We start from the raw sequence: 14,584 nt of genomic DNA, 5'->3' as shown, positions 1-14,584 counted from the left end.
TCACATCGCTGCTTGTACCGGCGACAGCAGTGAAATTGCTGCCCGCAAACTCTATGGTTTACCGGACATGGCACTGATAGAAATGGGGGATTTTGTTGGCGCGGTCCTAAAATATTTGAAAAAAACGCCGTTCCAGAGGGTGAGTCTGGTGGGGGGGGTTGGCAAGTTTGCCAAACTGGCCGCCGGGCAGTTGGACCTGCACAGCCGGGTTTCGCAGGTGGATTTCGAGTTTTTACGGCAACAGGCTGCCGCGTTGGGGGCGGATCAAGCCACCCAGCAACGTCTGTTGCAGGCCAATACGGCCGCGCAGGCGGTAGAAATATTTCCGTCATTAAACAATAAAATATGTGAGCTTTCTGCGCAGTTTGCGGGACGCTATGTAAGCAATGGCACGATGCTTGAAGTTACCGTGGTGGACCGAAGTGGTACACCTGTCGGCAAGGCGGTGAAGTCATGAAAATTTTATTGCTCGGTGGAATTGGTGAGGCAAAGCGTTTATCCCGCAAGTTATCGCAGAATCACCAGGTGATTTACAGCCTGAAGGGTGGCGTGCGCATCCCAACGGATGTGACTTGCGAGATTCGTGTTGGTGGCTTTGGCGGTGTTGATGGCTTGGTGACGTTTCTGCGAGAGCAGCAAATTGATCTGCTGATCGATGCGACTCATCCATACTCTGTCGGTATGAGCAGCAATGCCAGATTGGCGGCCCAGCAGTTCGGAGTAGAGCTGTGGAGCTACGTTCGTCCGCCCTGGCAACCGCAGCCGAATGACAAATGGACGGTGGTGCAGGGGCTGAAAAGTCTGTTTGCCCAACTGCAAAATTATCGCAGACCTCTGTTCACCATCGGCAGCAAATTTCTCAACGAATTAAAAGCTGTGCCGGCGCATCAGCATTGGTTGGTGCGAGGTTATTTTCCCTGTCCGCTGACATCAAAAGAAGTGACGCTGATCAATGAACTTGGTCCATTTGATCTGCAACACGAGCAGCAATTATTCGCGAGCAATGACATTGACGTGCTGGTGAGCAAGAACAGCGGTGGTCATGCCGTCGATGCGAAATTGCAGGTAGCGCGAGAACGCGGCTTGCCAGTATTAATGCTGGCGCGGCCGGATAAGCCCAAAGGCAGCCGCGTGTTTACCAGCTTGCAACCAATGCTGGATTTACTCGCCTAACCAGGTTTTTGCAGCATCCATGTCTTTGAATACATGAACGGAACGCGGTGTTTCGGCCATATAGTTTTGAAATTGTCTTGCCAGGCCAAAATACAAATTTGAGCTGACAACCAGTGCGGTTTTGCCGTAGCCGCGTTGTTCACTGAACTGGCTGAGTTTGGATGTTAGCTCAAACATAGCGGTTTTGTTGGGATCGTTCATGTTGATTTTTGCCTGGGTGGCGTCCCAGATAATGTTGATATCCTGTCTGAAATTGGGATCTTTCAGCATGTTGAAAATGGCCTGGCCAATTTCCTGAAAATTAACTTCACCAACCACGGTGGCCAGCATCAAATCATCATCCTTGTTGTAGACAGCGGTTACTCCCATCGGAATATCTCCCCACATTTACACTGCCTATAGTAACGCGCGAATTGCGGAGAGAATTAGATCAAAAAGAGAAGGAATACTAAAACCAGGCTAATTGTTGACGTAAACTCACCGTGTGACCAACAAAAATCAAACTCGGAACGCTGATGGTTAGCGATTGCGCATCGCGCGCCAGATTTTCCAAGCTAGACACCAATACCGTTTGGTTTGGTCGAGTACCGTTTTGTACCACCGCCGCAGGCGTGTTGCCATCAAGGCCGTGGGCAATCAAGTTTTCAGTCAGCGCATGCACGTTCGCCAAACCCATGTAAAAAACCACGGTTTGATTGGGTTGTGCTAACTGGGTCCAGTTCAAATCCAGCTTGCCGTCTTTGGTGTGGCCGGTGACAAAGGTACAACTCTGGGCAAAATCACGATGTGTCAGCGGTATGCCAGCGTAGGCTCCACAGCCATTGGCGGCAGTGACACTGGGCACAACCTGAAACGGAATGCCTTCTTCGGCCAGGCGCATAATTTCTTCGCCACCGCGACCAAACACAAACGGGTCGCCACCTTTCAGGCGCAGCACTCGCTTGCCGGATTTTGCTTCGCGCAGTAAAAATTCGTTGATTTCATCCTGTGGCAACGCGTGATCACTGCGTGCCTTGCCCACATAAATGCGTTTGGCTTCGCGGCGAACCAGATTAAGAATTTCATCGCTGACCAGTCGATCGTAAAGCACGATGTCACATTTCTGCATCAGTCGCAGCGCACGAAAAGTTAACAGGTCGGGGTCGCCAGGTCCGGCACCAACCAAAAAAACTTCGCCGGTTTTGCTCAGCGTGTCTGGATTGTTCAGTGCTTCGCTGATAATGCGTTCAGCCGCTTTGTCGTGACCGGCCAGCATTTGCTCGGCGGCGGGACCATCGAGAATTTGTTCCCAGAACTGACGGCGCTCTCGCGATGAAGCAAAGCGATTTTTAACTTCCTGGCGAAATCGTTTGGCCAGGTTGGCCAGCAGGCCATAGCGGGATGGAATCAGACTTTCCAGTTGTGCGCGCAGCAAACGCGACAATACCGGTGATCCGGCGCTGCTGGAAATGGCAATAACGACGGGATCGCGATCGACCAGCGCAGGCAACACGACATTGCTGAGTTTCGGATCGTCAACCACATTCACGTCGATATTTTTTGCTTGTGCGGCCAGCGCAATTTGCTGGTTCAGTTCACGATCATTAGTGGCGGCGATGATCAGCGAGCAGTGTTCAAGGTCGGTGGCAACGTAAGGACGCAGCTCCAGTTCGATGCTGCCTTGCTGTTGGAGAATATTCAGCTCGGTGCTGACGTGGGGCGCAATGATTCGCAACTTTGCGCCGCTTTTGAGCAGCAGTTGTGTTTTGCGAGTGGCGATGTCACCACCGCCAATGATCAGTACGGTGCGGTGTTGCAGACGAGTGAATAGCGGAAAGTATTCCATTAGTCAGCACTTTCTTTTTTCGGGACACGGGGACGATAAACATGTGCCTTGTCGGCACGATACAAAAAGGAATCATCAAACTGTTCGGTATCCAACACGCGGCCAACAATAATCAGCGAGGTGCGACTGAAACCTTTGGCGCGAACTTTATCGACGATGTCAGTCAGGGTGCCCGTCACGCGGTCGGCATCTTGCCAGCCGGTGCGATACAGTACCGCGATAGGGCAATCCGTACCGTAGTGTGGAATCAGTTCTTCAACAATTTTGTGAATGCGTGTCACGCCCAAGTGAATGACCAGCGTGGCTTTGTGCGCCGCCAGTGAACTAAGGTCTTCACCATCGGGCATGGAGGTTTTGCCGGCATAACGGGTCATGATGATGGTTTGCGATACGCCAGCGAGCGTGAGTTCTTTGCCCAGAGCCGCAGCCGAGGCAGAGGTCGCAGTGACGCCGGGAACAACTTCATAATCAATGCCCAGTTTTTCCAGTTGGCGAATTTGTTCACCAATCGCGCCATAAACCGATGGGTCGCCGGAATGCACGCGCGCGACAATTTTTCCTTCATCGCGAGCAATTTTGATCAGCTCAATAATTTGTTCCAGATGCAATTCGGCGGAATTGACAATCTGTGCGTCGCTGCGTGCCTCACGCAGAATTTCTTCAGGTACCAGCGAGCCAGCGTAAATAATTACCGGCGCTTGCTGAATCAGTCTCAAGCCTTTGACCGTAATCAAGTCGGGATCACCGGGACCAGCGCCAATGAAATAAACCTTCATGCCTGAGTTTCCAATTGCAGTTTTTTCGAATAGCCGCGCGGAGTGTACACGCCCTTGGCGAAGGCGCGGGTTTCACTGTTGCCCACCATCACCAGGGTGAGCATGTCGACTTGGGTGCTGTCGAGTTTTTCCAGGGTGGTGACAGTGATATTTTCATCCGGCCGAGAAAGATTGCGGGCAATAATCACCGGGCAATCGGTGGGGCGGTGTTTCAGCAAAACCTGTTTGGCGTGATCAAGCTGCCAGTCGCGTTTTTTGGAAACCGGATTATAAAATGCGATAACAAAATCACCTTGCGCCGCTGCATGAATGCGGGTGTTAATGGTTTCCCAGGGTGTGAGCAGGTCGGACAATGAAATTGCGCAGAAGTCATGCGCCAGCGGCGCACCGACACGACTGGCTGCCAGCTGAAGCGCAGAAATGCCAGCAATGACTTCGATATCGATATCGTTCCAGATTGCCTTGGGTTGTTTGTCGAGCAATTCAAACACCAGTGTCGCCATGGCAAAAATACCGGCATCGCCGCTGGACACCAGTGCGACGCACTGTTTTTCTGCAGCCAGATTCAGCGCCAGTTCGGCGCGTTCAATTTCCTTGCCCAGATCCAGTGCATGATGCTGCTTGTCGGCGATAACTTCGCCGAGCAAGTCCAGGTAAAGCTGATAGGCAACGATGTCGCTGCTGGCTGCCAGTGCTTTGCGTGCGGCGGGAGCAAGATAGTTTAAATCGCCAGGGCCCATGCCAATGATGTACAACTTTTTCATAATTACCTTACTGCTGGTTCAAATAGGCGCGTGCCAGAGCAAACGTCGCCTTGGTGTTTTTGTGTTTGGGAATAATCAATTCAGCATCATTGCCGGTCAGTGTTTGTGCGTGGAACAGCGCGGCAGCTTCGGCCACGCCATAGACACCGACTTCGCGGAAGACGACATCTGATTTGGTGCTGAGCTTGTCGTCCATCTGCTGCAAATCGGTTGCACCGTAGGTGACAAATGGAATATTCAGTTGTTCTGCCAGCGCAACGATCGCCGGCTCATGCTGTTTGAGATCAATGCTGCTGATGGCGGCGATTGGAACGTGGTGCAGATTGAGCGAACGCAGTGTTCCCTGCATCAAACTTTGAATGTAATCCAGCGGACAATTTTTTTCACAGCCAATGCCCGCCACGTACAGCGGCTGGGTGAACAGGGTTGGGCCGGTGATAATGCACTGGCCATCGGTGAGTTTTGCAACGCGATGGGCAAAATCGTTGGCGCCGCCTTCATGACCGGAAATGAGCGGAATCACGAAGCGGCCTTTTTCATCCATCACCAGTACAGCAGGATCGCGGTGCTTGTCTTTGAGGGCTGGCGCGATACTGCGAACGGCAATGCCGGTGGCACAAATCAGAATCAAGCGATGGCCGGCAGCCAGTTTTTGCTGCACGGTGGCTGCAAAGTTTTCCGGCTTATGCAAATGTTCGGCAGCAAGCTCACTGACCAATCGTTGGCCCAGCAATTTTCCTTGGTCAGTGAGGCTGAAAATACTGATCATGATTTATGCCTGGAAATGAGCATCAGGGAAAAATAGGGGCCAGGGCCGGGCTCAAGGTCGCGCAGATTGCGGACAATTTTTTCATTTTGCTGGCCGACATATTCTGCATAAATCGCATCCTCCGCACGATTGGCTTCGCGCACGATCTGGATGATGCGTTCGCGATGACGTCCGACTTTCAGTATGGCGACGCTGTCAAAATTCAGCAAGGCATCGCGCAGTTCGTGATTTTCCAGACGGGCGGTAACCACCGCGTATTTTTCCAGTTGAGTTGTCAGCGGTAACAGGCTTTGGGCGCAGGTGGCAGGAATGGCGCTGATGCCGGGAATAACCGTGCAGGCATATGTCGATTGCAGACGTTCAAACAAATAGATGAAGCTGGCGTAGAACAGCGGGTCGCCTTCGCACAGCACAACAACGTCATGACCGCGATCGAGTTGTTCGGCGATGCGTTGTGCGCCGTCATCGTAAACCTGATTGGCCGCATAGCGGTCGGTGCGCATGGGCACCGCCAGCGGCAGCTCAAGGCAGTTGTCGGCAATAAATTCTGTGGCAATGTTACGTGCCAGCGAAAAATTTTCGTCGTTGACCAGATAGGCAATGACTTTGGCTTCGCCAATAATGCGCGCAGCCTTGAGGGTTAGCAGTTCCGGGTCGCCGGGGCCAACGCCGATGCCATACAGTCTGCCCTTCATGGTTTGATCACCTTCATCAATAGCACGGGCAGTTGTGGACGCAGCAGCAGTTGTTTGCCCAGCGGTTCACTTTTGGCGACAGCAATTTCCAAAAGTTCGAATTGTTTGGCGTCGGCAAACTGGATCAGCGCTGCGCGGGTTTGTTCGGTGACGCCACTGGCGACAAGGCGGCCGCCGGATTTTAAGCGTGACCAGCAATAATTTAGCAGTTCGCTGCTTTGACCATCATTGCCGCCGACAAAAATCACATCGGGATCATCAAGTTCGTCGAGCACGTCGGGGGCACTGCCCAAAATGCAGTGCAGATTTTGGGTGACACCAAACTTCAGTTGATTGGTTTGCAAATGGCCGAAGCGTTGTGGACTTTTTTCAATCGCATACAGTTGACCTTGCGGATTCCAGCGCGCCCACTCAATCGCTACGCCGCCGCAGCCTGCGCCCACATCCCAGCCGATGTCGCCATTGCCTGGAGATAGCAGCGCAAGAATATTCAATCGCACGGCTTTTTTGCTGATCATGCCGCGGCTGCCGGATTCGCCGGTGTCAAACGCAGCATCGTCGATGCCGGGAAACTGCGGCAAAAAGTGCGAAGCCGATTCGGTTTTTAGCAACGTGACGTGCAGCGGATGGAATTGATGCTCGCCGTGCAACAGTTCATGGGTGGTGAAATGCGAAATTTTTTCTTCCGCCAATCCCAGTGCTTCGGCAATCCACAGTTGCGCGTCATTCATGCCGACGTCGTGTAACAACTCGGCGATGGCGCGTGGCTGACTGTGTTTGTCGGTGAGCAGGGCATACCACTGGTTGGCGACCAGTTGGCTGCGCAAACTGTCCAGCGGGCGACCGTGCAAGGTAACGACTTTGGCGTGTTGCCAGGGTTGGCCAATGCGGGCGAACGCGGTTTGTACGCTGGAAGTGGCGGGATGAAATGTCAAATGCTGTCTGCCGACGGTGCGCCCCAGCCAATCGCCAATACCGAACAGCAACGGATCGCCGGAAGCGAGGATCACGACACGTTTGTCCTTGTGCGCATCCAGCATATTTTGCAGTTCACGCAGCGGCGACGGGTAATCCAGATTGAGTGCATGCATGTTGCTGGCACTGAATTGATGTCGCGGCGGACCGATGATGACCTCGGCATTGTCAATCATCGCGCGGGCGGCATCGCTGAGTGCGCCGTCGGGACTCATGCCGATCACATGAATGCAGCGTTGCGAGCCCATTAAAACGTCACTCCGTGATTGATGCGCGCCAGGGCGTTAATTGCCGCTGCTGCCAATGCTGAACCACCGCGACGGCCACTGACGCAAATGTATTCCAGGCCCAATTCTTTGGCGTGTTGCATCAGTGCGTCTTTGGATTCGGCGGCACCGACAAAGCCTACCGGCATGCCGATCACCAGCGCCGGTTTTGCTGCGCCAGCGTGCACCATTTCCAGCAGGCGGAATAATGCGGTAGGTGCATTGCCGATAACGACGATGTTGCCCGCAAGGTGCGGTCGCCATTCTTCCAGTGCCGCCATGCTGCGAGTTTCGCCGCTGGCCTTGGCGCGTTCGGCAACGCCGGCCGTTAGCAGATGGCAGAAAATTTCACCGCCGATGAATCGGCGGGCAATGCCGTGTCGCACCATTTCCACATCGCACAAGATCGACGCATTATTTTTCAGTGCCGCGAGTCCTGCCGCGCAGGCATTTGGCGAAAAATGTATGTCGTTGCGAATTTCCGGTTCGCCGCAGGTGTGCACCAGGCGCATCACCACTTGCTGTTCGGTGGCGGACAGGCCGGAAAGATCAGTCAGTTCGCGGATGATGCGAAATGACTGGTTTTCGATTTCCTGCGGATCGTGGATGTAATCAAATTCCATCAGTCGTGCTCGTGATCATGATGGTGATGATGACCGTGGTGGCCATGATGATGGTGATGGCCGTGGTGATGATCATGGTCCGCATCGGTGCCGGCACCGCGCACGTGATGATGATGGCCAACCTGCGGCTGGCCCACGCTGTGTTCAAAACCGATAATTTGCTCACGGTACTGGCACAACTGACAGTTCATGTTGCCGGTGCCGTTCTCGGTTTCTTCCATGCGCTCGACAAACGCTTCCAGCACCAGCGGATGATCATTGAGGTAGGGCGCTTTGACTACCTTCAATTCAGAATGTTGTTTCTGAAATTCATCCGCAGCGGTGTAGATTTTTTTCACCAGTCGACCGGTGAACAAAAAATAGGGGAAGACGATGATGTTCTTGAATCCCAGTCTGGCGTAACGCGGCAGGGCGTCATCAATCAGTGGAAAGGTAACGCCGCTGTAGCAGGTTTCTGCCCAGCCAAAGCCCATGCCTTCCCACAACATGCGGGTGATTTTGCAAATGTTGGAGTTGGCATCGGAATCGGATGCACCGCGACCAACCACCACCAGCAGAGTGTCGCTGCGTTCGTATTCATGACCAAATTGCGCTTCGCATTCTTCGATGCGCTGTTGTGCGGCGCGCAACATCTTGGCATGCACGCCCAACTCAACCCCGTAGGTGATTTCGATATTTTTGTATTCGGCCTGCAGCGTGTTCAGTTCGCTGGGGATGTCATTTTTTGCGTGACCTGCGGCCATCAGCATGCCGGGCACGGCGGTGATTCTGGTGGCACCGGCGGCCACCAGTTTTTCCACACCGTCGGAAATCAGCGGGCGGGCAAATTCCAGAAAACCGGTTTCGCACAGGCGCTCGGGGAATTTTTCGCGCAAGTGGTTGGCGAGTTTTTCAAATTCGTTCACGCCATCCACGTCGCGGGAACCGTGGCCAACCACCAGTACGGCAGGTTTATCTAGTTTGTTCATTTATAACTCCATGCCTTTTTGTGCACGGATGCCGGATTTGAAGGCGTGTTTGACTTCGCGCATCTCGGTCACCGTGTCGGCGATATCAATAATTTCTGGTTTTGCAGCGCGGCCTGTGATGACAACGTGCTGCATCTCCGGTTTGTGTTGCAGTGTCTCGACCACGTCGTTGATATCGAGGTAGCCGTGTTTCAACACGATGTTCAATTCGTCCAGCAACACCAGATCAATGTCAGGATTGCGCAGAAATTCCTTGGCGCGCTGCCAGGCTTTTTGTGCCGCAGCGATGTCGCGTTCGCGATCCTGGGTTTCCCAGGTGAAGCCTTCGCCCATGACGCAGAATTCGATTTCCGGAAAGCGCTGAAAAAATTTCATCTCGCCAGTGGAAAATGCACCTTTGACAAATTGCACCACGGCGACACGCATGTCGTGGCCCAATGCGCGGGCGACCACACCAAACCCGGCGCTGCTTTTGCCCTTGGCATTGCCAGTGTTGACCAGAATTACGCCCTTGTCGCGATCGGCCTTGGCAATGCGTTCGTCGATTACCGCTTTTTTGCGTGCCATGCGTTCGGCGTGACGGGCGTTTTTGTCGGCGTCGTTATTTGTCATTGGGGTCGCTAATCAAAATCAGTTTGCCGGTTTTGGGATCGCGATAGACCTGGCCGACCGACTCAAAGCCGCTGCCGGCCTGACCCGCGCCCTGCGGTACCTGCGGTAATTCCTTGCCTTGCTCGATCTGCTGGCCGCGTTGTTTGAAATGCTCGGTCAGGCCACCGTTGGCGGCCACCAGCGCGGCGATCAGGCCACAGGCAAACACCAGCATGATGTCCACCAGATTGGCCAACGGGCCCAGTGGTTCTTCTTCCTGGGCGTCGAAGCGGCTGCGGTTCCAGGCGCGCTGTTTCATGGGTGCACCACGGTGGATTCCAGTTCATCCAGCAGCTGGTCATACCAGCGGCGGCGCAAACGGGCGAGGACGAAGCCGATGATGCCCGCCACCAGACCTAGCACGGTGGTGTCAAAGGCGACGGTGACGGCGGTTGCCAGTACTTCCAGCTCGCCGCGACCCAGTGCGGCCAGACCTGGGCCGAGCGGGATCAACGTGCCCATCAGTCCCAGCATGGGGCCGATGCGGGCGATGATGTCGGCGCGTTCGATGCGCTTGCGGCCCAGTTGTTCGATTTGCTCGCGCTGGGCGCGGGCCTTGAGGCGTTGCAGACCGCCGAACCGTTCACCCACAGCAGTGGCGGCTTCCCACACCGCAAAGGCGGCGAGCGCGATCAAGGTGTAAATGACCGGTTGCAGCAGCCATTCGACGGCGGTGTGCATCAATTGTGTTGCGCTATCTGTAAACATTACTTCACCCCTCGGCGGCCGTGGATAATACCACCAATCATTAGTATTAGGACGAGTCCCAGCAGGATTTTGCCCATCCACTGCAGGCCCTCAACCAGGTTGACTTCGCTGGCCTGAGCCGGTGGCTTGGCGTCATCTGCGGGAGCGGTTTGCGCCTGTGCCTGAGTAGTGGTGGGCGCAGACGCGGCCTGCTGCGCGACGGCCTGCGGACCCAGGGCGGCGTTTTGTACCTCGGTCAGGCGCTTGGCCAGTTCGGCGTCGATGTTTTGTTTGACCATTTGCAGCATGGGATGATCGGGGCGGGTGTGACCGCTGCCGGGCAGGCCGTGCTCGACCACCAGCCGGGCAAAGTCCTGCGACAACTGCTGCAGGGTTTGTGCGTCCGGTTTCCAGAATCCCTTGTTGGCCGCCACCAGCAGTATCGCCTGCATGTTGATTTTGACGTGGACGTTGTTGCCCTGTTCGAGGAATTTATCCAGTCCCAGCTTGAGCTTGTCGTCCAGATAAACGCTTTTCACCTCGTCCCACACCCAGCTCTGGATGATGTCCGGGTTGGTGACCTGCCAGCCCCACAGGTATTCCATGAACTCGCTGCCCATGGTGCGGGCGCCGGCGTAGTCATGCTGCATCAGTGGCTTGAGCCAGGCGGGGTTGAGGAAGCGTCCGCGCAGTTCGGCCAGCAGTGCGGTGTCCAGCGGCTGCATGCTGGCATTTTGCGGGTCGGCGTGGTGGATGATGTGGTTGCTGGGCGGTTTGCCGGACAGGGTTTCCACTGCCAGACTGAGGCCGCCCATGTAGTCAAATGCGTCGTTGTTGTCCATCAGGCCGTACAGATTGCTGGCGCGGCCCAAGTAGGTGTTTTCCACCTTGGTGAGGTTGTCCTTGAACAGCTGTTGCGCAGCGATGCCGGAAACGTCGGCACCGTAGGCGTGGCCCAGGCGCAGCAGATAGGTTTGGGCGAGTTCCTTGCGGTCGGTCCAGGCGCCGGAACGCTCGACCAGACGGTTGACGCCGGCACCGTACGCGCCGGGGGCGTCACCGAACAGGCGCAGCGACGCCAGGCGGCCAGCACGGGCGGGCTCCACCCCTTTGGCCAGTTGCGCCTGGGCCTGGCTGACCCAATGGGCAGCGACGCGGTTTTGGGCCAGGGTTTCCCTGCCGGGCTGGCGCAGTTCGCCCAGCGGTTTGAGGGCCCCCTCCAGGGCGGCGCGCAGTTCCGGATGTTCGCGGCGAATGGTGTCGCTGGCGCCGTCCAGCGCCAGCAGTACCGATTTGTCCAGCCAGACCAGCAGCTGCGAGTACAGGTCGCGGAACAGTCCCGAGGTGGTGAACACGGTATCGCGGCGCTGGCGGTTGTTGTCCAGCGGCAGGCGCTCAATGCCCTGAAAAATGCCGCGACTGTTCCACACGGGGCGCACGCCCAGCAGGTCCATGCCGAACGCGATCATCGCGCCTTCGTCGCGCACTGCATCCGAGGCCCACAGCACCACCGCCTCTTTGCCGTCGGCGCTGCTGGGATTGGTGCGTGCCTTGGTGGCCAGTTGCACGCCCAGCTCATAGCCCAGCCGGGTGGGCAGCAGGCTGGCATCCAGCGCGTGGAAATTGCGGCCAGTGGGCAGCGATTCGGGGGTGCGGATGGGGTCATTGCCTTTGCCGGGCAGGATGTAGCGGCCATTCAGCGCGGCGAGCAAAGCGTCCATTTCCGCCTTGGGCGAGCTGGTCAGAGCGGTGCGGTATTGCTCGGCGGGTTGGCCTTTGCCCATGGAGGTCAGCATCATGCGCACCGCTTCCTCGCTCCAGTCACGGCCAAACACGTGCAGACCCAGCGGCATGAAGCTTTCCTGCATCTGGGTCAGATAGTGACCGACTTCGTGGACCAGCATGACATCGTCCACTTGGTCGAAGGTGATGCCGCGAATGCGCAGTTCCTTGGCCATGCTCTTGCTGAGTTCGGCCTCCAGCTTGAGTTCGACGATCAGCCGGCGAATGTTGGCGACGGCGTTGGCCTGGGTCGGGGTGTTGTTGCCGGCGGCTTCAAAACTTTCCACCAGCTGGCGCAGCCGCAGCAGGTCTTCGTACAGCGGGGTGGTGGCCAGTGGCGGCGTCAGGTGGTCGATCATCACCGCCAGACCCCGGCGCTTGGCCTGAATACCTTCGCCCACGCCATCGACGATGTAGGGATAAATGCCGGGCACATCGGCGGCGATGATGCTGGCGTAGTCGTCGCCGGTCAGGCCGACCTGGCGGCGCGGCAGAAATTCGTAGGTGGAATGGCGGCCCAGATGAATCAGCGCATCGGCGCGGAATTCGTCCTTGAGCCAGTGGTAAAACGCCAGATACTGATGCGGTGGCGGGAAGCTGGTGTTGGCGTGCAGCAGTTCTTCGTCGATTTGCCAGCCGCGCGGCGGTTGCGGGCCGATGAACACCTTGCCGAACTGCAGACCGGGCAGGACCAGTTGGTCCGCAGAAACCATGACGCTGCCGGGGGCCGCACCCCAGCCGCCCAAACCTTCGATGCCGGTGGCGGCCAGCGCCTGGTTGAGTTTGCCGGTTTGCGCCCAGGTGTCATCGCCATTGAGTGCAGCGCCATAGCCGGCCTGCAGTTGGCTGAGCATTTTGAGTGCCTCGCTGCGCTTGGGGTGTTCGACGCCCTCGAGCAGGTGGCGCAGATCGCCGTGAACCCGTTGCAGCAGTTGCCGGCCCAGTTCGGTTTCGCGGTTTTTGACCGCCAGTTGCAGCGCGTTGCGCAAATAGCCCAGCGGACCAAATTGCATTTCTGCCTGCACGGTGGCGGGCAGCTGCCGGAACCACTGGCGGTAGCGCTCGGCGCTGAGGGTGGTGACCTGCTTGGCCATGGCCTCGACTGCGGCGTGGTCCTGCGGCAGGTTGACGCCTTTTTGCTGAATCAGGTCGAGCAGTTCGGCGGGGCTGGCGGGCAGCTTGCCAACGTCGTAGTCGGCCTGCTTGAGCTGCTGCAGGATTTGCCACAGCGAGGCGGGCACGTCCAGGTTGTCGGCACCGATGTTGTGGCGGCCCGGCGGGTGGTTGTAGTAGATGATGGCGACGCGCTTTTCGGCATTGTTCAGTTGCTGTAATCGGCCCCAGCGTACGGCGCGGTCGGCGAGCAGTTGTGCCTGTTTGGCCAGGGGCTGGCTGAGGGCAAAGCGCAGTCCAGTCAGGGGGTGTTCCTGCGCAGCGCCGGCGGTGGCAACGACTACCGGCTGGCTGATGCCCTGCAGCTCGGGCATGGCGATGCGGTAGTGCACCGTGTCCCAGGCCAGACCATCTTCGGACAATCGCCACTGGGCTTCGCTGCGATCGGTGACGCGAATGCCTTTGAGTACCGGCACGTTGAGTTGCGCCAGCCGTTGATCGGCTTGTTCGTGGGCTTCGCCGCCGCCGATGACAAAGTCCTGCAGCGAAATGATCGCCGCCAGCGGTGCTTGACGGCTTAGATTCTGGATGTCAGCCAGCGCCTGGGCGCTGGACTCGCCCCAGCGGGCCAGTAGACCGATGCACTGGACTTTTCCAGAAAGTAAGTGCTTGCATAACTGGTCGAGCAGTTCGCGTTCGCCAGCGCGGTCAGCGTTGTCGTGGTCGAGCAGTACGACAAATGGCTGGTGGCTGTTCAGGCGAATTTTATTCAGCGGCTGAATCCGGCCTTGCCAGTAGGCGCGGACGTTGGCCTGAGGCTGGGCGGCGGGAGCGACCAGGCGGCGGTCGCTGCCAGCCAGCATCCAGCTGATCAGGCCGGCCAGGTTGTCGCTGCCGCGAGCCTGCCAGTACAGGCGGGCTTGCAGCCAGGGAGTCTGTTGCGGGTGCTGTTGCACCAAACGGTTGACGTGCTCGAGCAGGCCGTCTTCGGCGTCAGGATTGCGGCTGATTTCCTTGAGAGTCTTGTCGTCCAGGTTGTCCAGTAGTGACTGACCGCGCCAGCGGCTGAGGCGCGTCAGGCGGGCGTCGCCATTAAAGGCGATCAGATTGGCTGGCGGCTGTGTTTCCAGCAGGCGCTGCAGGCGTTGGGCGCCCTCGCCAAACACGGCGGCGAGCAGTACGGCGTCGGCGTCTTGCCAGAGGGCGCGCACTTGCTGATCGCTGAGTGCGGCCAGTTGCTCCGGGGTGCGCAGCCTGAGGGTGTGTCCCGGATGCTGCTGGGCAAACTGGTCGGCACCGCTGGCCAGGTCGCCGGCCGAGCGTTCGGAGACCACGCCAAACAAGGTGGCGGAGTGGGCATTAAATGTACTAAGCCCCAGCAGCAGGCAGGCCGCCAGCCGGGAAAGTAAGGTGTGGGTACGCATTGTTGCCTTTCGACGCTCACCCGCGTCATCGCAGTAGAACAAGCCGAACGGCATGGGGAAGGGAAACAGGGAAATGTTTACCGTGCCCACCGC

The 14,584-nt window shown here is 57.1% G+C and carries 15 protein-coding genes; 2 read left to right on the top strand and 13 right to left on the bottom strand.

The window, feature by feature from the left end:
- Together OEW58_04365 and OEW58_04360 are read left to right on the top strand one after the other, a co-directional pair.
- The coding region (locus OEW58_04365) for a cobalt-precorrin-5B (C(1))-methyltransferase (GenBank protein ID MDH5300576.1) at nucleotides 1-457 on the top strand (457 nt) is incomplete at its 5' end.
- Nucleotides 454-1,173 carry a precorrin-6A/cobalt-precorrin-6A reductase gene (locus OEW58_04360; GenBank protein MDH5300575.1) on the top strand — a complete coding sequence of 240 codons (720 nt, stop codon included), beginning with the start codon at nucleotides 454-456 and terminating at the stop codon, nucleotides 1,171-1,173. The genes OEW58_04365 and OEW58_04360, both read left to right, overlap by 4 nt.
- Here OEW58_04360 and OEW58_04355 read toward each other — a convergent pair.
- The 13 genes from OEW58_04355 to OEW58_04295 all read right to left on the bottom strand — a co-directional run bounded on the left by OEW58_04355 (nucleotide 1,162) and on the right by OEW58_04295 (nucleotide 14,581).
- Nucleotides 1,162-1,542 carry a hypothetical protein gene (locus tag OEW58_04355; GenBank protein ID MDH5300574.1) on the bottom strand — a complete coding sequence of 127 codons (381 nt, stop codon included), beginning with the start codon at nucleotides 1,540-1,542 and terminating at the stop codon, nucleotides 1,162-1,164. The two genes, OEW58_04360 and OEW58_04355, sit on opposite strands and share 12 nt — an antisense overlap.
- Before the next feature lie 79 nt (nucleotides 1,543-1,621).
- On the bottom strand, nucleotides 1,622-2,998 hold the full coding sequence (gene cysG, locus OEW58_04350) for a siroheme synthase CysG (protein ID MDH5300573.1): 1,377 nt from the start codon (nucleotides 2,996-2,998) through the stop codon (nucleotides 1,622-1,624).
- Nucleotides 2,998-3,774 (bottom strand): precorrin-4 C(11)-methyltransferase, encoded by a 777-nt coding sequence (cobM, locus tag OEW58_04345; protein ID MDH5300572.1) that lies wholly within the window; start codon nucleotides 3,772-3,774, stop codon nucleotides 2,998-3,000. The genes cysG and cobM overlap by 1 nt, the downstream gene beginning before the upstream one ends.
- Nucleotides 3,771-4,538 (bottom strand): precorrin-3B C(17)-methyltransferase, encoded by a 768-nt coding sequence (cobJ, locus tag OEW58_04340; GenBank protein ID MDH5300571.1) that lies wholly within the window; start codon nucleotides 4,536-4,538, stop codon nucleotides 3,771-3,773. The genes cobM and cobJ overlap by 4 nt, the downstream gene beginning before the upstream one ends.
- A 7-nt stretch (nucleotides 4,539-4,545) precedes the next feature.
- Entirely contained in the window at nucleotides 4,546-5,307 is a 762-nt protein-coding gene (locus tag OEW58_04335; protein ID MDH5300570.1) for a cobalamin biosynthesis protein, read from the bottom strand.
- On the bottom strand, nucleotides 5,304-6,002 hold the full coding sequence (gene cobI, locus OEW58_04330) for a precorrin-2 C(20)-methyltransferase (protein ID MDH5300569.1): 699 nt from the start codon (nucleotides 6,000-6,002) through the stop codon (nucleotides 5,304-5,306). Before cobI ends, OEW58_04335 begins: the two co-directional genes overlap by 4 nt.
- Entirely contained in the window at nucleotides 5,999-7,225 is a 1,227-nt protein-coding gene (cbiE, locus tag OEW58_04325) for a precorrin-6y C5,15-methyltransferase (decarboxylating) subunit CbiE (GenBank protein ID MDH5300568.1), read from the bottom strand. The genes cobI and cbiE overlap by 4 nt, the downstream gene beginning before the upstream one ends.
- A complete protein-coding gene (locus tag OEW58_04320; GenBank protein MDH5300567.1) occupies nucleotides 7,225-7,866 on the bottom strand; it encodes a precorrin-8X methylmutase in 642 nt (213 codons plus the stop codon). The genes cbiE and OEW58_04320 overlap by 1 nt, the downstream gene beginning before the upstream one ends.
- Nucleotides 7,866-8,834: a sirohydrochlorin chelatase gene (locus OEW58_04315; GenBank protein ID MDH5300566.1), complete on the bottom strand. Its 969-nt coding sequence runs from the start codon at nucleotides 8,832-8,834 to the stop codon at nucleotides 7,866-7,868. The genes OEW58_04320 and OEW58_04315 overlap by 1 nt, the downstream gene beginning before the upstream one ends.
- Nucleotides 8,835-9,446, bottom strand: coding sequence for a cob(I)yrinic acid a,c-diamide adenosyltransferase (cobO, locus tag OEW58_04310; protein ID MDH5300565.1), 612 nt, complete (start codon nucleotides 9,444-9,446; stop codon nucleotides 8,835-8,837).
- Nucleotides 9,436-9,744, bottom strand: a complete 309-nt coding sequence (locus OEW58_04305; GenBank protein MDH5300564.1) for a DUF2149 domain-containing protein — start codon at nucleotides 9,742-9,744, stop codon at nucleotides 9,436-9,438. The genes cobO and OEW58_04305 overlap by 11 nt, the downstream gene beginning before the upstream one ends.
- Nucleotides 9,741-10,193, bottom strand: coding sequence for a MotA/TolQ/ExbB proton channel family protein (locus tag OEW58_04300; GenBank protein MDH5300563.1), 453 nt, complete (start codon nucleotides 10,191-10,193; stop codon nucleotides 9,741-9,743). The genes OEW58_04305 and OEW58_04300 overlap by 4 nt, the downstream gene beginning before the upstream one ends.
- Nucleotides 10,193-14,581 (bottom strand): cobaltochelatase subunit CobN, encoded by a 4,389-nt coding sequence (locus OEW58_04295; GenBank protein MDH5300562.1) that lies wholly within the window; start codon nucleotides 14,579-14,581, stop codon nucleotides 10,193-10,195. The genes OEW58_04300 and OEW58_04295 overlap by 1 nt, the downstream gene beginning before the upstream one ends.
- Nucleotides 14,582-14,584: the final 3 nt, after the last annotated feature.

The organism is Gammaproteobacteria bacterium, from assembly GCA_029884425.1.
Classification (GTDB): Bacteria; Pseudomonadota; Gammaproteobacteria; order S012-40; family S012-40; genus JAOUHV01.
This window is presented reverse-complemented; position numbering and strand designations above follow the sequence as displayed.

Excerpts from the sequence above, each read along its gene's own strand:
- OEW58_04360 (MDH5300575.1), top strand. The coding sequence starts at position 454 with ATGAAAATTTTATTGCTCGGTGGAATTGGTGAGGCAAAGCGTTTATCC.
- OEW58_04355 (MDH5300574.1), bottom strand. The coding sequence starts at position 1,542 with ATGGGAGTAACCGCTGTCTACAACAAGGATGATGATTTGATGCTGGCC.
- cysG (MDH5300573.1), bottom strand. The coding sequence starts at position 2,998 with ATGGAATACTTTCCGCTATTCACTCGTCTGCAACACCGCACCGTACTG.
- cobM (MDH5300572.1), bottom strand. The coding sequence starts at position 3,774 with ATGAAGGTTTATTTCATTGGCGCTGGTCCCGGTGATCCCGACTTGATT.
- cobJ (MDH5300571.1), bottom strand. The coding sequence starts at position 4,538 with ATGAAAAAGTTGTACATCATTGGCATGGGCCCTGGCGATTTAAACTAT.
- OEW58_04335 (MDH5300570.1), bottom strand. The coding sequence starts at position 5,307 with ATGATCAGTATTTTCAGCCTCACTGACCAAGGAAAATTGCTGGGCCAA.
- cobI (MDH5300569.1), bottom strand. The coding sequence starts at position 6,002 with ATGAAGGGCAGACTGTATGGCATCGGCGTTGGCCCCGGCGACCCGGAA.
- cbiE (MDH5300568.1), bottom strand. The coding sequence starts at position 7,225 with ATGGGCTCGCAACGCTGCATTCATGTGATCGGCATGAGTCCCGACGGC.
- OEW58_04320 (MDH5300567.1), bottom strand. The coding sequence starts at position 7,866 with ATGGAATTTGATTACATCCACGATCCGCAGGAAATCGAAAACCAGTCA.
- OEW58_04315 (MDH5300566.1), bottom strand. The coding sequence starts at position 8,834 with ATGAACAAACTAGATAAACCTGCCGTACTGGTGGTTGGCCACGGTTCC.
- cobO (MDH5300565.1), bottom strand. The coding sequence starts at position 9,446 with ATGACAAATAACGACGCCGACAAAAACGCCCGTCACGCCGAACGCATG.
- OEW58_04305 (MDH5300564.1), bottom strand. The coding sequence starts at position 9,744 with ATGAAACAGCGCGCCTGGAACCGCAGCCGCTTCGACGCCCAGGAAGAA.
- OEW58_04300 (MDH5300563.1), bottom strand. The coding sequence starts at position 10,193 with ATGTTTACAGATAGCGCAACACAATTGATGCACACCGCCGTCGAATGG.